Origin of the sequence: Flavobacterium sp. (assembly GCF_047602195.1) — a bacterium.
GTDB lineage: Bacteria > Bacteroidota > Bacteroidia > Flavobacteriales > Flavobacteriaceae > Flavobacterium.
In genome coordinates this window covers 41,191-65,175 of record NZ_JASGHW010000004.1, presented here as the reverse complement: position 1 = coordinate 65,175, position 23,985 = coordinate 41,191, and the positions used below count along the sequence as shown (strand labels likewise).

Sequence of the window (23,985 nt, the reverse complement as noted above, 5' to 3'; positions counted from 1 at the left end):
AAAAAGAATGAAGCGTTTCTAAAAAAACAATATATTTGGGACGCTAAAACCAATTTAAAATAGGAATTATGTCTATTTGGAGAAGAAAACCCCTGGATTTGTTGCTCGCAGAAGCTTCAGAATCCGAAAAAGGATTAAAGAAAACCCTTTCGGCAACTGGTCTCGTCGCACTTGGCGTGGGCGCTATTATCGGCGCAGGGCTGTTTTCCATTACAGGGCTTGCGGCTGCCACTAATGCGGGACCGGCCATCACTATTTCGTTTCTTGTAGCCGCCGTAGGCTGTATTTTTGCCGGATTATGCTATGCAGAATTTTCGTCTATGATTCCAGTTGCCGGAAGCGCCTATACCTATTCGTTTGCAACGATGGGTGAGTTTGTGGCTTGGATCATCGGATGGGATTTGGTTTTGGAATATGCTGTTGGTGCGGCTACGGTTTCGATCAGTTGGTCGCGCTACCTTGGGAAATTTCTTGGCAATTACGGCATCCATATCCCGGATGAATTCATGTTGTCTCCATTTGAAGGCGGAATTATTAATATTCCTGCAGTTTTTATTGTCATGCTGATGTCGCTCATTTTGATGCGCGGCACCAAGGAGTCGGCTTTTGTCAATGGTCTTATTGTATTGCTCAAAGTATCGGTAGTTTTGATTTTTATAGCCGTGGGATGGCAATACATCCGACCTGAAAATTATTCGCCATATATTCCTGAGAACACCGGAAACTTTGGTGAATTTGGATTCTCGGGCATCATCAGGGCAGCGGCCATTGTGTTCTTTGCTTATATCGGTTTCGATGCGGTTTCGACTGCGGCGCAGGAAGCCAAAAACCCCAAACGTGACATGCCGATTGGTATTTTGTTGTCACTTGGAATTTGTACTTTGTTGTATATTTTGTTTGCTCATGTGATGACCGGAGTTGTAAATTATCAGGCATTTGCCGGTAAAGATGGTATTGCTCCGGTGGCTGTAGCTGTTGAATCGATGGGTCATCCGAATGCTGCTGGTTTAATCGTCCCGGAATATCCTTGGCTCAATAACGCTATTTTACTCGCGATTTTGGGAGGATATGCTTCGGTTATTTTGGTCATGTTGATGGGACAAAGCCGTGTATTTTTCTCGATGAGTAAAGATGGATTGATGCCGAAAGTATTCTCGGAAGTTCATCCAAAATTCCGCACGCCGGCTAAGAATAATATGTTGTTTATGGTTTTGGTCAGCTTGTTTGCTGCGTTTATCCCGGCACGTGTCGTGGGTGAAATGACCAGTATAGGGACCTTGTTTGCGTTCATTTTGGTGTGTATCGGCGTAATGATTATGCGCTCCAAAATGCCTGATGCGCCACGTGCTTTCCGCACGCCATTGGTGCCGTTGGTGCCAATTTTAGGCATTGGCGTTTGCTTATTTATGATGGTATTCCTGCCACTCGACACTTGGATCCGTTTGATTGTCTGGATGATGATTGGGTTCGATTTATATCTGTTCTATGGCATGAAACACAGTGTGCAAAATAGCGGGACTTTTAGTTTGTCGAATTATAAAACCGTGGCAACATATGGTTTCGGGATGGTGGTTGCGCTGATTGTTGTAGCTGTAATCCATCACATGGATGAAACCATTGACGACCACTTCCTGTATTATTTCTCGTTGGCGTTCGCCGCAATCCACGCCATGATTTATGCTTACAGTTATAAAAAAATCAGATAATTAGAAAACAACAAAATTTTAAAATCCCAAATTCCAAAATAGGCGATGGAATTTGGGATTTTTTTATTGTGATTTCACATCAGAGGTTTTAATTTTTTCCGATATTTGTAAGTATGAAACCTTTCTGGACCGATTTATTATCACATCTTAAATTCCTCATCAAGAGAAACCCAGAGTGATGCTTTGTAATTACCAATTTATTCCGCGGCGCACCACGCAGTAAGGCTGTGCTTCGGGTTTCAATTGTTTAATTATCAATTATTAAGTCATGCCTATCTATCACAAACTTGGAAATTTCCCGCAAAAGCGCCACACCATCTTCGAAAAACCCGATGGCGGTTATTACTACGAGCAGCTTTTCGGGACCGAAGGATTTCACGGACATTCTTCACTTTCCTACCATGTACACCGACCGACGCAAGTCAAGGAGATTGTAAAATCCTATTCGGTCGAACCCAAAATTGCCATCGGCAAAAACATCAAGGCGCTGCTGTTGAAAGGCTTCGAACTCAAACCAGCCGCAGATTTCCTCGACAGCCGCAAACCCATGCTCGTCAACTCAGATTGCGTCATCGGGCTGGCCGCACCGCAGGAATCCTTGCGTTCCTATTTCTACAAAAACGCCGATTCCGATGAAATGCTGTTCATCCACAAAGGCAAAGGAAAATTGCGTACGATGCTCGGTAACATTCCTTTTGAATATGGCGATTACCTGATTATTCCGCGTGGAATGATTTACCAGATTGATTTCGAAACTTCGGACAACCGATTGTTTTACGTCGAGTCGCACGCGCCGTTCTATACGCCGAAACGCTACAAAAACGCCTCGGGCCAATTGCTCGAACATTCGCCGTTCTGCGAGCGCGATTTCAAATTGCCAAGCGAACTCGAAACGCACGACGAAAAAGGTGAATTCCTGATCAAGATCAAAAAGGAAAACATGATCCACGAGGTCGTTTACGCGACGCATCCGTTTGATGTGATTGGCTGGGACGGCTACAATTTCCCGTATGGATTTTCGATCCACAACTTCGAACCGATTACGGGCCGTGTGCACCAACCGCCTCCGGTACACCAAACTTTTGAGACCTCGACTTTTGTCGTGTGTTCGTTCTGCCCGCGTTTGTACGATTACCACCCGAAAGCGATTCCGGCGCCTTACAACCACAGTAACATCGACAGCGATGAGGTATTGTATTATGTAGACGGTGATTTCATGAGCCGCAACAACATCGAGGTCGGCCATATCACCTTGCACCCGAAAGGCATTCCGCACGGACCGGCTCCAGGCGCGATGGAACGCAGCATCGGCAAAACCGAAACCGAAGAACTCGCCGTCATGGTCGATACGTTCAGACCTTTGATGGTGACCGAAGAAGCGATGGGTCTTGACGATGGTCAGTATTACAAGTCTTGGGCGGAGTAATGAGCCAATTTGCAAAAATGAGTCAATTAGAAAATTAACATACCAGCCAAAATTAATTTATACGCCTTATTAAAATGACTCATAATGAAAAATACAAAGACAATGTATTGCTTCTAAAATCATTTGATTTCTCTTTGAAAATTATTGATTACACAGAAGTTTTGCAAGACAGGCATAAATATGTTCTGGCGAATCAACTGTTGAAATCGGGAACTTCGATAGGGGCAAATTCTAAGGAAGCACAGAATGCAGAGAGCAAAGCCGATTTTATTCATAAACTAAAGATTGCCATCAAAGAAGCGGACGAGACAGAGTATTGGTTGAATTTGTGTAATGCACATCAATCCTATCCTGATTGTAAACATTTATTGGCTGATGTCTCTGAATTATTAAGAATACTAAACAAAATTATAGCAACAACTAAATTGAAAAATTCGGGGAACATCTTCTAATTTTCTAATTTCCAAATTTTCTAATTATGTCAAACGAAATTAAATCCGTAGAATACGGACTCGAAAAAATATTCGAAGGCGCACAGGACTTCCTGCCGCTTCTCGGAACCGATTATGTAGAATTTTATGTCGGAAACGCCAAACAGGCGGCCCATTTCTACAAAACAGCCTTTGGCTTTCAATCTTACGCCTATTCTGGATTGGAAACCGGTAATAAAGAAAGCGCTTCTTATGTGTTGAAGCAAGATAAAATCCGTTTGGTTCTGACTACTGCGTTGAACAGCAATTCGGCAATCGGGGAACACGTGAAAAAACACGGCGATGGCGTTAAGGTCATTGCACTTTGGGTGGAAGACGCAAAATCTGCGTATCAAGAAACCACCAAACGCGGTGCAAAATCTTATTTTGAACCTGTTGTTGAAAAGGATGAAAATGGCGAAGTGGTTCGTGCCGGAATCTATGGTGCCTACGGGGAAACCGTATTTATTTTCGTTGAACGAAAAAATTACAACGGAATCTTTTTACCGGGTTACAGAGAATGGAAATCAGATTACAATCCGCAGCCGGTCGGACTCAAATACATTGACCACATGGTCGGGAATACGGGTTGGAATCGGATGAATGAAGCCGTCAAATGGTTTGAAGATGTGATGGGATTCGTCAATTTCCTTTCGTTTGACGACAAACAGATTACCACGGAATATTCGGCTTTGATGTCTAAAGTAATGTCCAACGGAAACGGGAGAATCAAGTTTCCGATTAATGAACCGGCAAATGGTAAAAAACGCTCACAGATTGAAGAGTATTTGGATTTTTATGAAGATGAGGGCGTGCAACATATCGCGGTTGCTACCGACGACATCATCAAAACCGTAGCCGATATGCGTTCGCGTGGCGTCGAATTTTTGTCTACGCCGCCACAAGCCTATTACGATGCGATTCCCGACCGTCTCAAGGACCACATGAGCAAATTCAAGGAAGACATCAACGAATTGCAAAAACTCGGCATCATGATCGATGCCGACGAGGAAGGTTATCTGTTACAGATCTTTACGAAACCGGTAGAGGATCGCCCGACGCTGTTTTTCGAAATTATTCAGCGAATGGGAGCCAAAGGTTTCGGTGCCGGAAACTTCAAGGCGTTGTTTGAATCAATTGAGCGCGAACAGGAATTGCGCGGTACATTATAAAATCACCGAAAAATTACATTATTAAAAATTTTCGACCTTGTTTTTATGATAAATTCACATAAGTAGTGTTAAAGTCGATTTTTCATTAAAAAATCGCAAATTCTCGACCTATCTTTGCAGTGCAAAAAGAGAAGGAGTGGTTTCCTTTAATTTTTATGTAAATTTTTCATAATTTATAGTTTTTTGGTTGGTTAATAGCATAAAAACCCGGTCATTAATTTGATTGGGTTTTTTTGTTTTGGTACCTTTGGAATAGAAATTGTTATGCGCGCCAAAAAAACTTTGAAAAAGGATGAAAAAAATCTTTGTATTTGCACTCATTATTACCACTTTCGGTTTTAGTACCACCCAAAAAGAAAGGGCATTTGATGTGGGCGAATGGTTTAAATTTCGCATTCACTACGGATTGGTCAACGCGGGATACGCCACCCTCGAAGTCCAGGAAGCCGTCCGAAACAATAAAAAAGTCTACCACGCAATCGGCAAAGGATACACCACGGGAATGTCGCGGTTTTTCTTTAAGGTCGATGACAATTACGAGAGTTATTTCGACAAGGAAACCGGCAAGCCCTACCAATTCGTCAGGAGAATCGACGAAGGCGGTTACACCAAAAACCAGGAAGGTTTTTTCAACCAGGATGCCAACAAAGTCCTCGTCAAGGATTACAAGCACAAAACCGAATCGACCTTCAACGTCACCGAAAATGTCCAGGACATTGTATCGACTTTCTACTATTTGAGAAATTATCCCGAAATCGACCGAATGAAAATAGGCGAGTCGGTCAACGTAGACATGTTTTTCGACAATGAAATCACCAAGTTTAAGTTAAAATTCATCGGGCTCGAAGATATTAAAACTAAATTTGGCACCGTCCCGTGCATGGTCTTCAGGCCGTTGGTGCAATCGGGAAGGGTTTTCAAGGAGGAGGAAAGTTTAACCGTCTGGATTTCAGACGATGACAACAAGGTGCCCGTCAGCATCAAGGCCAGTTTGGCAGTGGGCTCGCTCAAAGCCGATCTCGATGGGGTGAAAGGATTGAAATATCCGCTCAAAATAAAAGCAAAACCATAATGAACATTACCGACAACACAGCTAACATTTTAGACCAACTCAACGAAAAATTTGCCGCCATCGGACAAAAAACCGATACGCATCTCGAAGGGCTTATTTGGGCCAAACCCATCACGTATTGGGATTACATCCAGACCGACGCGCTGCTCAACCTCCAAATCCAACGAACGACCTTGCCCGACGAAATGGTTTTCATCATGTACCATCAGGTCAACGAATTGTTGTTCAAGATGATCCTGTGGGAAATCAACCAGATTTGCCATGCCGAGAAACCCGAGACGACTTTCTTTACCGAAAGACTCGCGCGCATCAGCCGTTATTTCAACATGCTCACGACTTCGTTCGACATCATGGGCGACGGCATGGAAGTCGCGCAATACATGAAATTCCGAAACACCTTAACGCCGGCAAGCGGTTTCCAAAGCGCACAATACCGCATCATCGAATTCGCCTCTACCGATTTGATTAATCTGATCGATTACCGTTTCCGTGCGACCATCGACCGCAATACGCCTTACGAACACGCACTGGAGCATTTGTATTGGCAAGCCGCCGGCAAAGATCATAAAACAGGCGAAAAATCATTCTTGCTAGCCGAATTCGAGCGTAAATACAAAGCACTTTTCCTACGTGAAATGGAAGCTTACAATACGATCAACCTTTGGCGAAAATTCAAGCAATTGCCCGAAACCGACCAGCAAAACCCAGATTTGGTAGCCGCGATGCGCCATTATGATTACACCGTAAACGTAACCTGGGTCATGGGCCATCTCAATGCCGCGCGCAAATACATTGACAGTGGACAGGGAATCGCCGAAGCCACCGGCGGCAGCGACTGGAAGAAATACATGCATCCCAAATACCAACGCCGCATCTTTTTCCCTGAATTGTGGAGCGAAGAGGAACTCAAAAACTGGGGGGAAGAAAAATAATGAATGCCAAACGCAGCGTCTTGAAGAAAATACTACCGATACTGATTGTCTTATTGAGCTTGTTTTCCTGTAAGGATCCCGAGGAAGAAGTTACCGCCGATGTGGTCCAGCCGCGACCGGTCGTCGAAAATTTCGGCTTCAACCTCAATGATTTCAGTGTGGTGCACGATACGATCCGAAGCGGCGACACTTTCGGCAGTATTCTCGAGGGCCAAAACCTCGATACGTTGCGCGTTTACGACATTGTCGAACAAATCAAGGACGATGGGTTTGATGTACGTAGCATCCGGACCGGAAAACCGTTTACGTTGTTGCGCGACAAAGGACGCTTTGCCAAACTCAAGGCATTTATCTACCAGCCAGACCGCCAAAGTTACTATGTGGTCGATTTGCGCGACACGATTTCGGCCTACAAAAAAATACGTCCGATGCTGATCAAGGAACGAACCATTGCCGGAAGCCTCGACGGTTCGCTTTCCGAAGCGTTGCAAAAAGAAAAAGTCGACATTGCGCTGGTGTCGCAAATCACCAAGGTTTATGCCTGGTCGATTGACTTCTTCAAACTCAAGAAGGGTGACAAATTTGCGATTACGTTTACCGAAAGATACATCGACGATACGATCTACGACGGAGTCGATAGCCTGAAAGCGGCCTTTTTTGAATACAAGGACAAAAAAATCTATGCCTTCCCGTTTGAGAAAAACAAAGGTTCGGGCAAACTGGCTTATTTCGACGAACAAGGAAAAGCGCTCAAGAGTTTCTTCCTCAAGGCGCCGCTCAAATACGTCAACATCACCTCGCGTTTTGCCGCGAGCCGCCTGCATCCGGTACAAGGAATCTGGAAGGCGCACAAAGGCACCGATTATGCCGCCCCGACAGGAACGCCAATCATGACGACGGCTTCGGGCGTGGTCGAACAAACGGGTTATACGGCCGGTAATGGAAATTTCGTCAAGGTCAAACACGACCGCACTTATTCGACCCAATATTTGCACATGTCCAAAATCCTTGTGCGCCGCGGCCAACGCGTCACGCAGGGCGACGTCATTGGGCGGGTCGGAAGCACCGGATTGGCGACGGGGCCGCACGTGTGTTACCGTTTTTGGAAGAATGGTGTCCAGGTCGATGCGCTTCGCCTCAAATTGCCGAATGCCGAACCGATGGACAAGCGCGAATTGCCGCGCTTCATGGCACAAATGCAGCCGCTCAAAAAACAACTCGACAGCATTGCGGGCTTGAAGTTTAAAGAATAAATTCGGATTTCAAACCGTCGTTTTTGCCACAATTACAACGATTTCGTTGAAAACTCTTTGTGCATTTGCAATTGTTGATGGCCAAACTTAACGGCTCGGTAACAACATTATTGTTAAATTTGCAGCGTAATTTTTCGGTCGAATGAACCGAATCAACGATTCTGTATGTTACAAAACACCAATCCGACAACGACTGCCGCCTGGCAAAAACTCCAGCAGCATTACGATACGATGAAAAGCGTCCATATGAAGACGCTTTTCGAACAAGACGCCGACCGCGCACAAAATTTCCACCTGCAATGGAATGATTTTCTGATCGATTATTCCAAAAATATCATCAATCGCGAAACGCTGCAATTGCTTTTGGAATTGGCCAACGAAACCCATCTCAAAGATGCAATCGCCAAATATTTTTCGGGAGATGCCATCAATGCGACTGAAAAGCGTGCGGTTTTGCATACCGCTTTGCGCGCACCGGAATCGGCCAATATCAGCGTGGACGGAAAAAATGTAATGCCCGAGATTTTTGCGGTCAAAAATAAAATCAAGGCGTTCACTTCCGAAGTCATCAATGGCGAGCGCAAAGGTTTTACCGCAAAACCATTCACCGATGTGGTCAATATCGGCATCGGCGGATCAGATTTGGGCCCGGCGATGGTGGTTGAGGCACTGCAATTCTACAAAAACCACCTGAAGGTCCATTTTGTTTCGAACGTCGACGGCGACCATGTCAACGAAATCATCAAGAAACTCGATCCCGAAACGACTTTGTTTGTGGTGGCTTCCAAAACCTTTACGACACAGGAAACCTTGAGCAATGCCCAAACCATCAGGAGCTGGTTTTTGCAATCGGCGACGCAGCAGGATGTCGCCAAACATTTTGTGGCGGTTTCGACCAATATCCAAAAAGTAACCGAATTTGGCATCGATGCGGATAACATTTTCCCGATGTGGGATTGGGTCGGCGGCCGTTTTTCGTTGTGGAGTGCCGTTGGTTTGTCAATCGCATTGGCTGTTGGATTTGATAACTTCGATCAATTGTTGCAGGGGGCCAATGAAATGGACGGGCATTTCCAAACCGCCGATTTTAATGAAAATATCCCTGTCGTCTTGGCTTTGCTGAGCATCTGGTACAACAACTTTTTCGGGGCCGAGAGCGAAGCGCTGATTCCGTATACACAATATTTGCAGAAGCTTGCGCCTTATTTGCAGCAAGGGATTATGGAAAGCAATGGGAAAAGTGTCGGGCGCGATGGAAATTTGGTGAATTACCAAACCGGAACCATCATTTGGGGTGAACCGGGGACGAACTCGCAACACGCGTTCTTCCAACTCATTCACCAGGGAACCAAATTGATCCCGACCGATTTTATCGGATTTGTCAAACCGCTCTATGGTGATTTCGACCACCACGACAAACTGATGTCGAATTTCTTTGCACAGACCGAGGCTTTGCTCAACGGTAAAACCGAAACCCAGGCAATGACGGAATTCTCCAAAATCAATTTTTCGACCGGTGACGCAGAATTCCTGCTTCCGTTTAAAGTATTTCCTGGAAACAAACCGACCAATACCGTATTGGTTCAAAAGCTGAGCCCGAAGACGCTGGGTGCCTTGGTTGCGATGTACGAACACAAAATCTTTGTGCAAGGGGTCATCTGGAATATTTTCAGCTATGACCAATGGGGTGTCGAACTCGGCAAACAATTGGCCAATTCCATTTTGGATGAAATCAATGCCAATACAGTCAAAAGCCACGACAGTTCTACGACTTTCTTGCTCAAGCACTACCTGAAAAACAAGTAATTTGAACCCATTCTATATAAAAACCTCAAATTATTTGAGGTTTTTTTCGTTATATTTGTTAGAAATAAACCCATAAACATGTACAATTTTATCCAACAATTCCATTCGGGCTGGGCGTATTTGGCGCTTTTGCTTTTAGTCGTCGCCATTGTCAATTCGCTTATCGGATCTTCCTCGCATAAAGAGTTTACGGCCAAGGATCGAAAAATAGGATTGTTTGGTTTAATCGGCGCGCACATCCAGTTGTTGGTGGGATTGATTTTGTACTTTGTTTCGCCATTGGGTTACAGCAACATCGGCGCTTTGGGGATGGGAGAAGTCATGAAAAATGCAGCTTTGCGACTCACGGTCATCGAACACCCAATCATCAACATCATCGCCATTGTGGTCATCACCATCGGATGGTCCAAACACAAAAAGGCAGAAACGTCAGCGGCCAAATTCAAATCCATTTCCATTTTCTATCTCATCGGTTTGGTGCTGTTACTGAGCAGGATACCATGGGGGAATTGGCTTTCTTAAGCTTAAAAACCGACTATCGATAAGGGTTTCCTGTTTTTGGGAACAGTATTTGTTTAACCGCGCCGAATTAAAATCCGGAATATGAAATGTAAAAAAATCTTACTCCTGCTATTGGTATTGGCTTTTGCAACGAAAGGTTTGGCACAGAAAACGGTCGCCGAAAAAAATCCAGTACCAAAACAAACCACGGATAAAAATCCTTCGCAAAAATCGGTCAACGAAAAAAATCTTGTCCCAACCCAACCCAAACAAGATACGCTAAAAAATCTGAGCATGAAGTCGGAACCCGCATTGATCGACACTTTGACCAATGTAACGCTCAAGTTCAAACCGTTCAAGAAATCTGCACACGCCTCGTATTACCACAATAAATTCAACGGGAAACGCACCTCGAGCGGACAAAAATTCAGCAACAACAATTACACTGCCGCACACCGGAAATTTCCATTTGGGACCAAACTTCGGATCACCAATGAGAAAAACGGAAAATTTGTCATCGTTGAAGTAACCGACAGGGGGCCATTCTCTAGGGGCCGCGAAATCGACCTCACGCGCAAAGCCTTCATGGAAATCGCCGACAACAAGAACTCGGGTTCGATGGAAGTGACGATCGAGGAAGAAGTCAAACGCTGATTATTCGGCTTTAGACAAACGGATTCCAATCCCAATCACATTTGGCAAATAATCATGGTTGAACGCATTGGTCAGCCTGACTTTGTATGCACCGGGTTGGAGTGTTTTGGATCGGAAAACTTCATGTGTCATGTCGCAGTAATCGCCCGCACAATCGCCTACGTCGCCCCCTTTGTCGTCCTTGGTCTGGAGGATGATGTCTTTGGTTTCGATTGCTCCTGCGGGGTTGATGAATTGGAAATAAATCGGAATTTCGGCGAATTGCATTCCGGCAACATAACTGAAATCAATTTCCAAATTGTAAACGCCTTCTTTTTCAATGACTACATCATAGGTTTTCACATCGGTACGTTGCCAACGGTTTTCGGCAAAACTGGAATCGAATGCTTTAAAAACAGTGCTTTTGTCACACGAAAAAAGGACGGCCAATAGTAGAATTGCAATAAATTTTGGTTTCATCTTACCAGGATTTAAAAGGTTTTTTGCTCAAATAAGCATTGTAATAACGTTCGTCATTGGTGACTTCTTGTCCGAGCCAATCGGGTTTTTCGAAAAATTCATTTTCGTCCTTGAGCTCGATTTCGGCGATAACCAAACCGTCATTTTCGCCAAAAAACTCGTCCACTTCGAAAACGTGTTTGCCCAATTTGACCTCATATCGCATTTTATCGATCGTTCCCGGTTCGCAAATCGCCAACAAAGGCTTGGCTTCCATGAGCGAGAGTTCGGTTTCCCATTCAAGCCGTGTCGTGCCGCTTTCGTTGCCTTTGCCCTTGACGGTCAAAAAACCACTTTCACCCTTGATCCGGATACGCACCGTGCGTTCGGGGTGCGAATTCAGGTAACCCTGCGCGATGTGGTTTTTGGCAAATGCCTGCTTTTTGAACGCATCGGAAACCACCAAAAATTTTCTTTCGATTTCGACCATGGGTGTTTTTATGACTAAGTTAAGGAATTTACAGTCGCCAATTTGTATTTTTACGATAAACCCCTTGCGGATGAAATCGAAACCCGTTTCCAAAAAACTGACCGCCGTACAATTCCTGGAAGCCCACTGCGGATCGCTATCGGTTGACCCAAAACGGGACGCTGATATCGATTGGTTGGTCGAATGGGTGCGCACCATCCGGCCGCGAAAACCCAAGAAAACGGCGGCAGTCGATCTTTCCGAATTGCTTCTGTTTCTGCAATCCAATCCCGATTGTGCACGAACAGTATCGATTGATCTTCGGGCGGTATTGCAGGGCAAACGCTTCAGCAAATTCTTGTCGGATGCTGCGATTTTGCAGGATGTCGATTTCCTGTTCGAACTGCGCAAACGGATTTCGGCCAAATTCCTGCCGTATCAACCCCAAAAAGACCGGCTCGATTTTGTGCTGAACCAGGTTTTTTACCTGGCCACGGACATCGATTGGATCCAGAAAATACCCGCCGGCCAACTGCTGGCCTTGTTTGAGGTACTGCAATTGGAAACCATCTACGAAACGGCCGAACCCGAATCGCCCTTGTCCGAAATGATGATCGCCATGGATTATGTCATCCAGCGCATCAGCGGCCGCGCGATGGAAAACGATGTCATCAAGATGGTGCCCGAATTTGAGGGTTTTGAGAGCCCGTTTTCGGCGTTCGAAGTCGAATTGCTGCAAATCGAGGAGCGCATCCGAAATTCGGAAAACCATGCGCTCGACCCAACGGATTTGTCCTACCGACAATTGCAGGTATTGCATACGCAGTGTGAGGAATTTGTCGAGAAGGCTTTTGCCAATAGCGCCAAATATGGCATTTCGTTGCGTGTCAACCAAAACCTGTTGCGCATCCGTCAGCAGTTGCAGCGGCTCAAGGTTTTGATGCCTTTGCTCACGGCCGAGACGCCAAACGACAAGAAACAGCACACAATCCGATTGGCTTTGCTGCTCATTCGCTACAATTGCTACAAGAACAATGTCAGGCGTTTCATTGCCGAGAGTACCCAATTGCTCTCGTACGAAATCACGCAGCACACGGCCAAAACGGGCGAGCATTACATCACCGAAAGCCGGTCGGAATATTTCAAGATGCTGCGCGCGGCCTTGGGCGGCGGTTTTATCGTGGGCATTTTGTGCATCATTAAAATACTACTGGCCAAGGCCGACACCAGTTTCTTTGGGCATGCGTTCCTCTACAGCATGAATTATGCAATCGGTTTCATCGCCATTTACCTGTGCGGTTTTACATTGGCGACCAAACAACCGGCGATGACGGCCTCGGCATTGGTGCGTGCGCTCGAAGACGGGGCCAAAAAGCAAGGAAAGGAAGGCGAAAAATACAATGCTTTTGCGATTTTATTTGCGCGGGTGTTTCGTTCGCAATTCATCGCCTTCGTGGGCAACGTATTGATGGCATTCCCGGTATCGCTATTGGGAATTTGGGTCATCCAGCAAACTTTCGGATACAACATCGCCGCGGTAAAATGGCCAACCCTGATTTCAGATTTGAGCCCGATTCATTCGCTGGCCATATTGCATGCCGCCATCGCCGGAATTTACCTGTTCCTTTCGGGGATTATTTCGGGAAGCATCGCCAACCGAGACAAGCACAACCAGGTTTATTACCGCATACAGGAACACCCGATCCTCAAACGGACTTTCGGTCGTACCAAAACCAAGCGCATCGCGAAATGGTATGAAAAACGCTGGGCGGGCATTACTTCGAATTTTTGGTTTGGTGTTTTTATGGGAAGTACGGTCCCGATTGGATTATTCCTCGGATTGAACCTCGATGTACGGCACATTACATTTGCCAGCGGCAACTTGGCATTGGGACTTTTCGGTTCGGGATGGCAGGTGTCGAATGCGCTGTTGTTGTGGGGGATTTTCGGTATCGGTGTGATTGGGTTTGTCAATTTTATCGTCAGTTTCAGTTTGTCGTTGGGGCTGGCATTCCGCTCGCGCGACATGGCCTTGTCGGAATTGGGACTCGTCATCGCCTCGATTTGGCAGCATTTCAAAACCAAGCCGATGAGTTTCTTTTTTCCGACCGAACGCCAACGCACAACCGCCACCGAACAAAATTACTTGCGCCACGATTGAGTCTTTTATAATTTTAAGCCATGGAAGAAGCACCGATCAAAAACCGCAAAATCATCCATGTCGACATGGATGCGTTTTATGCTTCGGTCGAACAGATGGACCATCCCGAACTGCGCGGCAAACCGATTGCCGTGGGTGGCGGTGGTACGCGTGGCGTGGTTTCGGCGGCGAGTTATGAGGCGAGGAAATTTGGCGTGCGCAGTGCGTTGAGCGGTGTGTTGGCCAAGAAGTATTGTCCCGATTTGATTTTCGTACGACCGAGATTTGATCGCTACAAAGAGATTTCCAATAAAATCCGCAAGATATTCCTCGATTATACCGATCTGGTCGAACCGTTGTCGCTTGATGAGGCGTATCTCGATGTGACCGAAAATAAAAAAGGAAACCCAAGCGCGACCTTGATTGCGCAGGAAATCCGCAAACGCATTTTTGAGGAAGTCGGGCTGACGGCCTCGGCTGGAATCTCAATCAATAAATTCATTGCCAAGGTTGCTTCCGATTACCATAAACCCAATGGACAGAAAACGGTCAATCCCGACGAAGTCATTGTTTTTTTGGAGCAATTGCCGATCAAGAAATTTTACGGTGTCGGTAAGGTTACGACCGAAAAAATGTACCAGCTCGGCATTTTTACGGGTTTGGACTTGAAAAGCAAATCGCTTGAATTTCTCGAAAAACACTTTGGCAAATCGGGGACGTATTATTATTACATCGTGCGCGGCATCCACAACAGCGAAGTCAAACCCGAACGCACGGCCAAATCGGTGGCGACCGAGCATACGTTTCGCGAAAACCTGACCTCGGAAATTTTCATGCTCGAAAAACTCGAAATGATTGCCGCCGAATTAGAAAACCGGCTCAAACGATACAACATCGCGGGCAAAACCGTAACGCTCAAAATCAAATACAGCGATTTTAGCCTGCAAACGCGTAGCAAGACGTTGCCTTACTTCATTTCGGACAAATCGTTGCTCTTTGATGCCGCAAAAGAGCTGCTGTACCAGGAGAAGATGAAAGAATCGGTGCGTTTGTTGGGGATTTCATTGAACAACTTGAACAATGAGGAGCGCAAGACACCGATTGCGGTGCAATTGAAATTCGACTTCTAAAAAAAATCCCGACTGTAAGCCGGGATTCTACAAAATCTATAATAAATTTTTACTCCATTTCAGAAACACGCAGCGTGTTCACCATTCCTTTGTCGGTCACGGGCATTGCGGCGAGGTTGATCAGGAAGTCGCCTTTTTCTACAAAACCTTTTTCGCGTGCGATATCGTTGATGTCGGTCACCGTGTCGTCGGTACTGACAAATTTGTCGTAGTAGAACGATTTGACGCCCCAGAGCAGGTTCAATTGCGTCAGGATGCGTTTGTTCGAGGTAAATACCAAGATGTGCGATTGCGGTCGCCAGGCCGAAATTTGGAAAGCGGTGTAACCCGAATTGGTCAGCGTACAAATTGCCTTGGCCTTGATGACGTTGGCCATCATCGCTGCGTGGTGGCAGATCGATTTGGTGATGAAACGCTTGGTTCTGACCTGTGGTGTATTTTGCGGCACCTGAATCAGCGGTGAATCTTCAACGGCTTCAATGATCTGGGTCATTTTTTCGATGACCTGAACCGGGTAATTTCCAACAGAGGTTTCGCCCGAAAGCATCACCGCATCGGCGCCGTCCATGACCGAGTTCGCCACGTCATTGACTTCGGCCCGGGTCGGTGTGAGCGAAGTAATCATCGTTTCCATCATTTGCGTGGCGATAATTACCGGAATTCTTGCAGTTTTGGCACGGTTGACAAGTTTCTTTTGGATCAATGGCACTTCATGCGCCGGAACTTCGACACCCAAATCGCCGCGGGCAACCATCAAACCGTCGCAAAAGGCAACAATCTTGTCAATATTTTCAATCGCTTCGGGTTTTTCGATTTTGGCCACGATCGGAATTTTATGGTCCGAATTTTTCGCGATCAAATCCTGCAATTCTTCCAAATCTTTGGGCGTACGAACAAAAGACAACGCAATCCAATCGACTTTTTCCTCGATGGCGAACAAGGCATCCTTGACATCCTTTGGTGTCAGGGCCGGAAGCGACACTTTGGTATTGGGCAAATTCACGCCTTTTTTCGATTTGAGCGGGCCGCCTTGTACGACGCGACAAACCACATTGGCTTTCCCGTCGGTTTCTACGGCTTCAAAGATGAGTTTTCCGTCGTCGAGCAAAATGCGTTCACCCGGATTGACATCTTTCGGGAATTCCTTGTAGTTCATGTAGACGCGGTCGGCGGTTCCCGGAACATCTTCGGCAGTTTGGAACGTAATCAGGTCGCCGTTGTGTACGACTACATCTTCTTTCATCACGCCCACGCGCAGTTTCGGGCCTTGCAAGTCGGCCAAGATTCCGGTAGTGTATCCAAATTCTTCGTTGAGGGCGCGGATCAGGTCGATTTTCTGTTTGACATCGGCATAATCGGCATGCGAGAAATTGACGCGGAACACGTTCACGCCCGCATCAATCATATCTTTGAGGACTTCCCGCGTGCTGCAGGCTGGTCCGAGTGTGGCTACAATTTTGGTCTTTTTGTTTGTTGGCATTGCTAAAAAATTAAATTGTTCTTTGATTTTATGTTTTCGGGAACCACGGCATAAACGGTCGAAATCCGGTTGATGGATTTGATGGCGCGCATGATTTCGTCAAGGTTTAAGGTATTGTTGTTGTTCTCGATTTTGAGGAAATAATCGACTTTTTTGAGTTCGGGCAACAGGTATACTTTGGTTGCGATTTCGACGGTCGTATCGAGAAACAGGTTTTGTCCGGTGCTTTTTTTGGTGATGATGACTTCGTTTTTATTCGGAATCAGGCTCCAGAGGATGTCGTTGTGCTGGTCATCGAAAGTGAATTTGGAAAACAGCGCTTCGCCTTCCTTGATTGTGACGCCCACTTCCTCCTTATTTTTGCCCAAAGTGATGGCGAGTTTTTGGTTGATGAAATAGGCCAATCGGTAATCCTCCAAAGAAGAATGAATCGCAATAAGGTCATAATCTACTTCATCGAATTCGTCAAGATGCAATTTGAGGACTGCCATGTTCAACATTAATAAGCCGTAAAGATAAGATTTATAACCGAAAACCAGCGCGAAAAGTATGCGGTGTGCTGATAATTTAATAACGAAAACGTTATAGTTTTAAGAAATTACAAAGATTTATTGTCAATTTTTTGCTGAAATGCAAAATAGGCACGTTGGGAAGCTTTTTCTTCGGCTTTCTTTTTGGACGAGGCGCGCGCCTTGGCCACGACTTTGCCATCGAGGCTGAGTTTGACGCCAAAAAGCCGTTCGCCCGTGATGGCGTTGTCCTCAAACACATCGTAATGGAAGGATTTCTTTTCCTTTTGGCACCATTCAATCAGCAAGCTTTTGTAACTGATGACCTTGCCTTCGAGCTTGGAAATATTGACATAAGGCGTAATGACGCGGCTTTGGATGAATTTTTCGCACGCATTGTAGCCCTGGTCGAGGTAAATCGCACCAATCAAAGCCTCGAATACATTGCCGTGGATGTTCTCGCCGAAATGCGAAGTCGGCACCTTGCTTTCGATGAACCGGATCAAATCGAGGTCGCGGCCGAGTTCATTCAAATGTTCGCGGCTCACGATTTTCGAACGCATTTTGGTCAGGTAGCCTTCGTTGCCCATCGGGGCTTCGTTGAACAGATAGGCGGCAATCACCGAACTCAGCATCGCATCGCCGAGGAATTCCAGGCGTTCATAATTGATCGGATTGCCCTGGTCGTCGACCTTGTTCGAGGAGCGGTGCGTAAATGCTTTTTCGTAAAAACCGATCGTCACCGGGCGAAAACCGAGGATTTTCTCCATATCGCTAAAAAAAATCCCGTCCTCTTGCGAACGGGATGATTTGGCAAATATTTTTTTGATGAAACGCATTGGTAATTATACATCTAGTTTTTTAAATAATACGCAGGCATTGTGTCCGCCGAAACCAAAAGTGTTGCTCATGGCCACTTTGATGTCGCGTTTTTGCGCCTTGTTCAAAGTCAGGTTCAAGGACGGATCGATGTTTTCATCCACCACTTCATGGTTGATGGTTGGTGGGACGATTCCGTGCTCCATCGCCAAAATAGAGGCAATCGCTTCAATCGCACCAGCGGCACCGAGCAAGTGTCCGGTCATCGATTTGGTCGAGTTGATGTTCAAGGTTTTGGCATGCTCGCCAAACACCGCTGAAATTGCCTTGAGTTCGGCTACGTCGCCCAAAGGCGTAGAGGTTCCGTGCGTGTTGATGTGATCTACCTGCTCCGGTTTCATCTTGGCATCGTTGAGCGTGTTGGTCATCACCGCAATCACCCCGATTCCGTCCGGATGCGGAGCGGTCAAGTGGTAGGCATCCGAAGACATTCCGCCGCCGCCGATTTCGCAGTAAATTTTCGCACCGCGTTTCTTGGCGTGCTCGTAATCTTCGAGTACCAAAGCACCTGCGCCTTCACCAAGTACAAATCCGTCGCGGGTCGCATCGAACGGACGCGAAGCCGTTTCAGGCGATTCGTTTCTGGTGGATAAAGCGTGCATCGAGTTGAATCCGCCCATACCGGCAATGGTGATCGCCGCTTCGGAACCACCAGAAATGATGACATCACACATCCCCAAACGGATGTAGTTGAACGCATCGATCAAGGCATTGGCCGAAGAAGCACAAGCAGAAACCGTGGTATAATTCGGGCCCATATAGCCGTTGCGCATCGAGATGTGCGCCGGGGCGATATCGGCAATCATTTTCGGGATAAAGAACGGATTGAATTTTGGGGTTCCGTCGCCTTTGCCATAATACAAAACTTCTTCCTGGAAGGTTTCTAGTCCACCGATTCCGGCGCCCCAGATAACGCCCACACGATATTTATCGACGTTGTCTGCGGTAAGCCCGGCATCCTTGATGGCTTCGTCACTGGCGGCGATGGCGTATTGCGCGAATTTGTCCAATCGGCGCGATTCCTTGCGGTCCATGTAATCTTCCACGTTGAAGTTCTTGACTTCACAGGCAAATTTTGTTTTGTGTTTTTCCGTATCGTAATAAGTAATGGGTGCGGCGCCGCTTCTGCCGTTAATCAGCGAATCCCAATACTCCTGGATGTTATTTCCAATTGGGGTAAGAGCGCCAAGACCTGTTACAACAACCCGTCTTAATTCCATACGCGTTTGTTTTTAGTTTTAGTGTAAACAAATAATACCCATGTTTTCTTCTATGTTAATCATAAAAAAGACACAGGTATTACATATTATTGATATCTTGTTGATTGTGAGCCAATCAGTTTTTCATTCCAAAAAATAATAACACCCGCTGACTATTGGCAAACGGGTGTGGTATTATTTATTATTTTTTTGCTTCCTCGATGTAAGAAATCGCTTGGCCTACAGTAGCAATGTTTTCAGCTTGGTCGTCCGGAATCTGGATGTCAAATTCTTTTTCAAACTCCATGATAAGCTCAACAGTGTCTAATGAATCAGCTCCTAAATCGTTGGTGAAGCTTGCTTCGGTTACAACTTCGTTTTCGTCAACGCCTAATTTGTCTACGATAATCGCTTTAACTCTTGATGCAATGTCTGACATAATCTCTAATTTTAAAATTTAAATTGTTGGCAAAAATAAAAAACTTTATTTGAATACCATGTTTTTCTGTTAAATAAATGTGACCACTAAATTATGAAAATAATTTCAGAAAGACTTTATAAACCTATTTATTATCATTTATTTTTGTGGGGTAAAATTCCCACTGATGAAAAAGATTGTGCTGTTTGCTTCGGGCTCGGGTTCGAATGTCGAGAACATCATCCAGTATTTCAGGCAAAACCAACAGGCCGAAGTAGTTGCGGTGTTTTGCAACAATCCCAAAGCCAAGGTCATTGCGCGTGCCGAAAGTCTCAAAGTTCCCGTCGTTCTTTTCTCCAAAGAAGAATTGCTGGGCGAAAGCGTATTGCTCAAACTGCATGCTTTCCATCCCGATTTGATTGTGTTGGCCGGCTTTCTGCTCCAGTTCCCGCTCAACATCATCCAGGCTTATCCTGACCGTATTGTCAACATCCATCCGGCCCTGCTTCCCAAATATGGCGGTAAAGGCATGTATGGCATGCATGTGCACCGTGCCGTGATTGAAAACAAAGAAACCGAAACCGGAATCTCGATCCATTACATTGACGAGCATTACGACGAAGGCGACATCATTTTCCAAAAGAGCACGGCATTGAACGGGAGCGAGACCGCCGAGGAAATTGCCGCCAAAGTACACGAACTCGAACACCGGTTCTTTCCCATGGTCATTGAACAACTCATCCTTCATTCCTAACGTTACAAAGTGTCGCACGAAGTCTACATCTTTACCGACGGTTCATCCAGGGGAAATCCCGGGAACGGCGGCTATGGCGTGGTGATGGAACTCGTCGGGACCGGTTACCGGAAAGAATTCTATGAAGGCTTTCGTCTGACGACCAACAACCGCATGGAATTGCTCGCGGTCATCGTCGGATTGGAAAAACTCAAGAAACCGCAGATGAAAGTCCTGGTCGTTTCCGATTCGAAATACGTCATCGACGCGGTCACCAAAGGCTGGGTTTTTGGTTGGGAAAAGAAAGGTTTTGCGGGAAAGAAAAATCCCGATTTGTGGATGCGTTTCCTCAAGATTTACCGCAAACACCAGGTCGATTTCAAATGGGTCAAAGGGCACAACAACCATCCGCAGAACGAACGCTGCGACGAGCTGGCCGTCATGGCGGCGCTGCAACCCAAACTTTCCATCGATGCATTTTACGAAAAGGAAGAAGGTACGCTGCTTTAACCCGTTCATTACAAACCATATAATTTGGCAAAACTTTGGAACTTTGGTGCTTTGCAACTCTGAAACTTATGTTTATCTTTGCGCCTTAATTTCAAACCCTGCAAATGAACAAACTACTCATTGTCGGAACCGTTGCTTTCGACGCCATTGAAACTCCTTTCGGGAAAACAGATAAAATTTTGGGCGGTGCCGGAACCTATATCGGACTTTCCGCTTCTTTTTTCAACCTGCAATCCGCAATCGTTTCGGTGGTGGGCGATGATTTCCCGCAAGAGTACCTCGATTTGCTGACGTCAAGAAACATTGATATTTCCGGTTTGGAAATCGTCAAAGGCGGCAAAACGTTCTTCTGGGCGGGCAAATACCACAACGATTTGAATTCGCGCGATACTTTGGTGACCGAACTCAACACCTTGGCCGATTTCCAGCCCAAAGTGCCGGAGCATTTCAAGGATGCCGATGTAGTGATGCTCGGTAACTTGCATCCATTGACACAGGCGAGTGTTTTGGATCAGATGACGGTCAAGCCGAAATTGGTCGTTTTGGACACAATGAATTTCTGGATGGATTGTGCCTTGCCAGAACTCAAAGCGGTCATGGAACGCATTGACGTGATCACGATCAACGATGAGGAAGCACGCCAATTGTCGGGCGAATATTCATTGGTCAAGGCAGCAGCCAAAATCCACACGATGGGGCCAAAATATGTAGTGATTAAAAAAGGCGAGCACGGCGCACTGTTGTTCCACAACAAAGAAGTCTTCTTCGCACCGGCCTTGCCACTCGAGGAAGTATTCGATCCAACCGGCGCCGGGGATACTTTTGCAGGAGGTTTCGCGGGTTACATCGCGCAAAGCGAAAACGTGTCTTTCGAGAACATGAAAAACGCGATCATTTACGGATCGAACCTTGCGTCATTCTGCGTGGAGAAATTCGGAACCGAAAGAATGGAAAATTTACAAAAAGACGAAGTCGTCGGCAGGCTCAAACAATTCCGAGCATTGACCCAGTTCGACATCGCATTACAATAAAAGTACGCCTCGTTTTACGGGGCGTTTTTAATTATAAATAACAACAACACAATAAAATGAGCGACAAACTCAACCACGAATGCGGCATCGCATTGATCAGATTAAAAAAACCGCTGGAATTCTACAAGGAAAAGTACGGTACCGCTTTCTACGGCATCCAGAAAATGTACCTGCTCATGGAAAAGCAGCACAACCGTGGCCAGGACGGCGCCGGATTCGCGTCGATTAAATTTGATGTAGAGCCGGGCGAACGTTACATCAGCCGCGTGCGTTCGAACGATCGTCAGCCGATCCAGGATATTTTTGCCCAGATCAACGACCGCATCAATGAAGAATTGGCCGCGCATCCGGAATATGCCGATGATGTGGCCGCACAAAAGAAAAATCTTCCTTATATAGGAGAATTGTATTTGGGGCATGTTCGTTACGGTACTTTCGGAAAAAACAGCATCGAAAGCGTGCACCCGTTTCTGCGCCAGAACAACTGGATGCACCGCAACCTGATCGTGGCCGGAAACTTCAACATGACCAACGTGACCGAATTGTTCAATAGCTTAGTCGAACTGGGGCAGCATCCCAAAGAAATGGCCGACACGGTCACGGTAATGGAAAAAATCGGGCACTTCCTCGACGACGAAGTCACCGACCTGTACCAGGAATGCAAGGAAAAAGGCTTGTCCAAGCGCGAAGCCTCACCGGTGATAGCGGATAAACTCGACATCACAAGGATCTTGAAACGCGCTTCCAAAGGCTGGGACGGCGGTTACGCGATGGCGGGATTGTTCGGTCACGGCGATGCATTTGTGTTCCGCGATCCGGCGGGCATTCGTCCGGCGTATTTTTACCAGGACGATGAGGTCGTGGTCGTGGCATCGGAAAGACCGGTCATCCAGACGGTTTTCAATGTCGGCTTTGACGCCGTACAGGAATTGCAGCCCGGAAATGCACTCATCATCAAAAAGAACGGCCAGGTTTCCGAAAACGAAATTATCCCGCCAACGGTCAAGAAAGCCTGTTCGTTTGAGCGCATTTATTTCTCACGCGGCAGTGACGCCGAAATCTACGAGGAAAGAAAAGAACTGGGCAAACTGGTTTTGCCGGCGGTGCTCGAAGCCATCGACAGCGATACCGACAATACCGTGTTCTCTTATATTCCGAATACGGCCGAGGTTTCCTTTTTCGGGATGGCCGAAGCCGCCAACGATTTCCTGAACCACAGAAAGAACCAATACATCCTCGACAACCGCAAGACATTGACAAAAGAAAAGCTGGAGGAAATTCTTTCGGTAAAGATCCGCACCGAAAAGATCGCCATTAAAGATGCCAAGCTCCGGACGTTCATCACCGAAGACAGCAGCCGCGATGATCTCGTTGCGCATGTTTACGACGTAACCTATGGCGTGATCAAACCGACCGACAACCTGGTCATCATCGATGACAGCATCGTACGTGGAACGACCTTAAAGATGAGCATCATCAAAATGCTCGACCGTTTGAAACCGAAACGCATTGTAATTGTTTCCTCGGCGCCGCAAATCCGTTACCCGGATTGTTACGGTATCGATATGGCCAAGCTCGAAGGATTGGTCGCTTTCCGCGCCGCGCTCGAATTGCTCAAGGAAAGAAACCTTTACCGCATTGTCGATGAGGTCTATAAAAAGTGCAAGGCACAGGAAAACCTCAAGGACATCGATGTCGTGAACCACGTCAATGCGATTTACGAACCGTTTACCGACCAGGAGATTTCCGACAAGATTGCCGAAATGCTGCGTCCGGACGACACCAACGCCGAAGTCAAGATCATTTTCCAGACCGTTGACAACCTGCACAGAGCCTGTCCGAAGAATTTGGGCGACTGGTATTTCACCGGTGACTATCCAACGCCGGGTGGAAACAGAGTTGTTAACAAAGCATTTATGAATTTTTACGAAGGAAAAGACGCCAGAGCATACTAAAAATCAGTGCATTTGCGCAGTTTATCGATTTTTAGTGTAGTTCATCTAATTTATTTGTTAACAAATAGATGTCAGTATACATTTGAATCACCATAGCATTAG

At 46.2% G+C, this 23,985-nt stretch carries 23 protein-coding genes; 16 read left to right on the top strand and 7 right to left on the bottom strand.

The genetic code is table 11. The annotated features are described in order from the left end of the window. Positions 1–68 precede the first annotated feature (68 nt). From QM717_RS06720 to QM717_RS06675, 10 genes are all read left to right on the top strand, one after another. The gene (locus tag QM717_RS06720; protein WP_415036144.1) at positions 69–1,706 is read left to right on the top strand and encodes an amino acid permease; all 1,638 of its coding nucleotides are present in this window, start codon (positions 69–71) and stop codon (positions 1,704–1,706) included. A 268-nt stretch (positions 1,707–1,974) separates the two neighbouring features. Next, positions 1,975–3,132, top strand: a complete 1,158-nt coding sequence (locus QM717_RS06715; RefSeq protein WP_415036142.1) for a homogentisate 1,2-dioxygenase — start codon at positions 1,975–1,977, stop codon at positions 3,130–3,132. A 74-nt stretch (positions 3,133–3,206) separates the two neighbouring features. Then, positions 3,207–3,584 carry a four helix bundle protein gene (locus QM717_RS06710; RefSeq protein WP_415036140.1) on the top strand — a complete coding sequence of 126 codons (378 nt, stop codon included), beginning with the start codon at positions 3,207–3,209 and terminating at the stop codon, positions 3,582–3,584. A gap of 26 nt (positions 3,585–3,610) precedes the next feature. After that, entirely contained in the window at positions 3,611–4,774 is a 1,164-nt protein-coding gene (gene hppD / locus QM717_RS06705) for a 4-hydroxyphenylpyruvate dioxygenase (RefSeq protein WP_415036138.1), read from the top strand. Between the two features lie 292 nt (positions 4,775–5,066). Next, the gene (locus QM717_RS06700) at positions 5,067–5,846 is read left to right on the top strand and encodes a DUF3108 domain-containing protein (RefSeq protein WP_415036136.1); all 780 of its coding nucleotides are present in this window, start codon (positions 5,067–5,069) and stop codon (positions 5,844–5,846) included. After that, positions 5,846–6,778, top strand: coding sequence for a tryptophan 2,3-dioxygenase family protein (locus QM717_RS06695; protein WP_415036134.1), 933 nt, complete (start codon positions 5,846–5,848; stop codon positions 6,776–6,778). Before QM717_RS06700 ends, QM717_RS06695 begins: the two co-directional genes overlap by 1 nt. A gap of 20 nt (positions 6,779–6,798) precedes the next feature. Further along, complete coding sequence (locus QM717_RS06690; protein ID WP_415036132.1) at positions 6,799–8,031, top strand: peptidoglycan DD-metalloendopeptidase family protein; 1,233 nt, start codon at positions 6,799–6,801, stop codon at positions 8,029–8,031. Positions 8,032–8,196: 165 nt separating this feature from the next. Continuing rightward, the gene (gene pgi, locus QM717_RS06685) at positions 8,197–9,837 is read left to right on the top strand and encodes a glucose-6-phosphate isomerase (protein ID WP_415036130.1); all 1,641 of its coding nucleotides are present in this window, start codon (positions 8,197–8,199) and stop codon (positions 9,835–9,837) included. Positions 9,838–9,915: 78 nt separating this feature from the next. Then, complete coding sequence (locus tag QM717_RS06680) at positions 9,916–10,359, top strand: hypothetical protein (RefSeq protein WP_415036128.1); 444 nt, start codon at positions 9,916–9,918, stop codon at positions 10,357–10,359. Positions 10,360–10,440: 81 nt separating this feature from the next. Then, complete coding sequence (locus QM717_RS06675) at positions 10,441–10,992, top strand: septal ring lytic transglycosylase RlpA family protein (RefSeq protein WP_415036126.1); 552 nt, start codon at positions 10,441–10,443, stop codon at positions 10,990–10,992. On the opposite strand, the gene QM717_RS06670 is transcribed toward QM717_RS06675, so the two are convergent. Continuing rightward, entirely contained in the window at positions 10,993–11,451 is a 459-nt protein-coding gene (locus QM717_RS06670) for a hypothetical protein (RefSeq protein ID WP_415036124.1), read from the bottom strand. Between the two features lies 1 nt (position 11,452). Further along, positions 11,453–11,920 (bottom strand): CYTH domain-containing protein, encoded by a 468-nt coding sequence (locus QM717_RS06665; RefSeq protein ID WP_415036122.1) that lies wholly within the window; start codon positions 11,918–11,920, stop codon positions 11,453–11,455. A gap of 70 nt (positions 11,921–11,990) precedes the next feature. Here QM717_RS06665 and QM717_RS06660 point away from each other — a divergent pair, with 70 nt between their 5' ends. Then, positions 11,991–14,060 carry a site-specific recombinase gene (locus tag QM717_RS06660; protein WP_415036120.1) on the top strand — a complete coding sequence of 690 codons (2,070 nt, stop codon included), beginning with the start codon at positions 11,991–11,993 and terminating at the stop codon, positions 14,058–14,060. A 20-nt stretch (positions 14,061–14,080) separates the two neighbouring features. Beyond that, positions 14,081–15,169 carry a DNA polymerase IV gene (dinB, locus tag QM717_RS06655; RefSeq protein ID WP_415036118.1) on the top strand — a complete coding sequence of 363 codons (1,089 nt, stop codon included), beginning with the start codon at positions 14,081–14,083 and terminating at the stop codon, positions 15,167–15,169. Between the two features lie 49 nt (positions 15,170–15,218). Here dinB and pyk read toward each other — a convergent pair whose 3' ends face one another. From pyk to QM717_RS06630, 5 genes are all read right to left on the bottom strand, one after another. Then, positions 15,219–16,649 carry a pyruvate kinase gene (pyk, locus tag QM717_RS06650; RefSeq protein ID WP_415036116.1) on the bottom strand — a complete coding sequence of 477 codons (1,431 nt, stop codon included), beginning with the start codon at positions 16,647–16,649 and terminating at the stop codon, positions 15,219–15,221. A gap of 2 nt (positions 16,650–16,651) precedes the next feature. Beyond that, the gene (locus QM717_RS06645; RefSeq protein ID WP_415036114.1) at positions 16,652–17,140 is read right to left on the bottom strand and encodes an IPExxxVDY family protein; all 489 of its coding nucleotides are present in this window, start codon (positions 17,138–17,140) and stop codon (positions 16,652–16,654) included. Positions 17,141–17,247: 107 nt separating this feature from the next. Continuing rightward, the gene (gene rnc, locus QM717_RS06640) at positions 17,248–17,997 is read right to left on the bottom strand and encodes a ribonuclease III (RefSeq protein WP_415036112.1); all 750 of its coding nucleotides are present in this window, start codon (positions 17,995–17,997) and stop codon (positions 17,248–17,250) included. Positions 17,998–18,003: 6 nt separating this feature from the next. Further along, positions 18,004–19,257 carry a beta-ketoacyl-ACP synthase II gene (gene fabF, locus QM717_RS06635; RefSeq protein WP_415036110.1) on the bottom strand — a complete coding sequence of 418 codons (1,254 nt, stop codon included), beginning with the start codon at positions 19,255–19,257 and terminating at the stop codon, positions 18,004–18,006. A gap of 181 nt (positions 19,258–19,438) precedes the next feature. Beyond that, on the bottom strand, positions 19,439–19,675 hold the full coding sequence (locus tag QM717_RS06630) for an acyl carrier protein (RefSeq protein WP_007137004.1): 237 nt from the start codon (positions 19,673–19,675) through the stop codon (positions 19,439–19,441). A 166-nt stretch (positions 19,676–19,841) separates the two neighbouring features. On the opposite strand from QM717_RS06630, the gene QM717_RS06625 reads away from it, so the two are divergent. From QM717_RS06625 to QM717_RS06610, 4 genes are all read left to right on the top strand, one after another. Continuing rightward, positions 19,842–20,408: a phosphoribosylglycinamide formyltransferase gene (locus tag QM717_RS06625; protein WP_415036097.1), complete on the top strand. Its 567-nt coding sequence runs from the start codon at positions 19,842–19,844 to the stop codon at positions 20,406–20,408. A 9-nt stretch (positions 20,409–20,417) separates the two neighbouring features. Next, the gene (gene rnhA / locus QM717_RS06620) at positions 20,418–20,897 is read left to right on the top strand and encodes a ribonuclease HI (RefSeq protein ID WP_415036095.1); all 480 of its coding nucleotides are present in this window, start codon (positions 20,418–20,420) and stop codon (positions 20,895–20,897) included. A 104-nt stretch (positions 20,898–21,001) separates the two neighbouring features. After that, positions 21,002–21,928, top strand: coding sequence for a PfkB family carbohydrate kinase (locus QM717_RS06615; protein WP_415036093.1), 927 nt, complete (start codon positions 21,002–21,004; stop codon positions 21,926–21,928). Positions 21,929–21,984: 56 nt separating this feature from the next. Further along, positions 21,985–23,883 carry an amidophosphoribosyltransferase gene (locus QM717_RS06610; protein WP_415036091.1) on the top strand — a complete coding sequence of 633 codons (1,899 nt, stop codon included), beginning with the start codon at positions 21,985–21,987 and terminating at the stop codon, positions 23,881–23,883. The last annotated feature ends 102 nt before the right edge of the window (positions 23,884–23,985 follow it).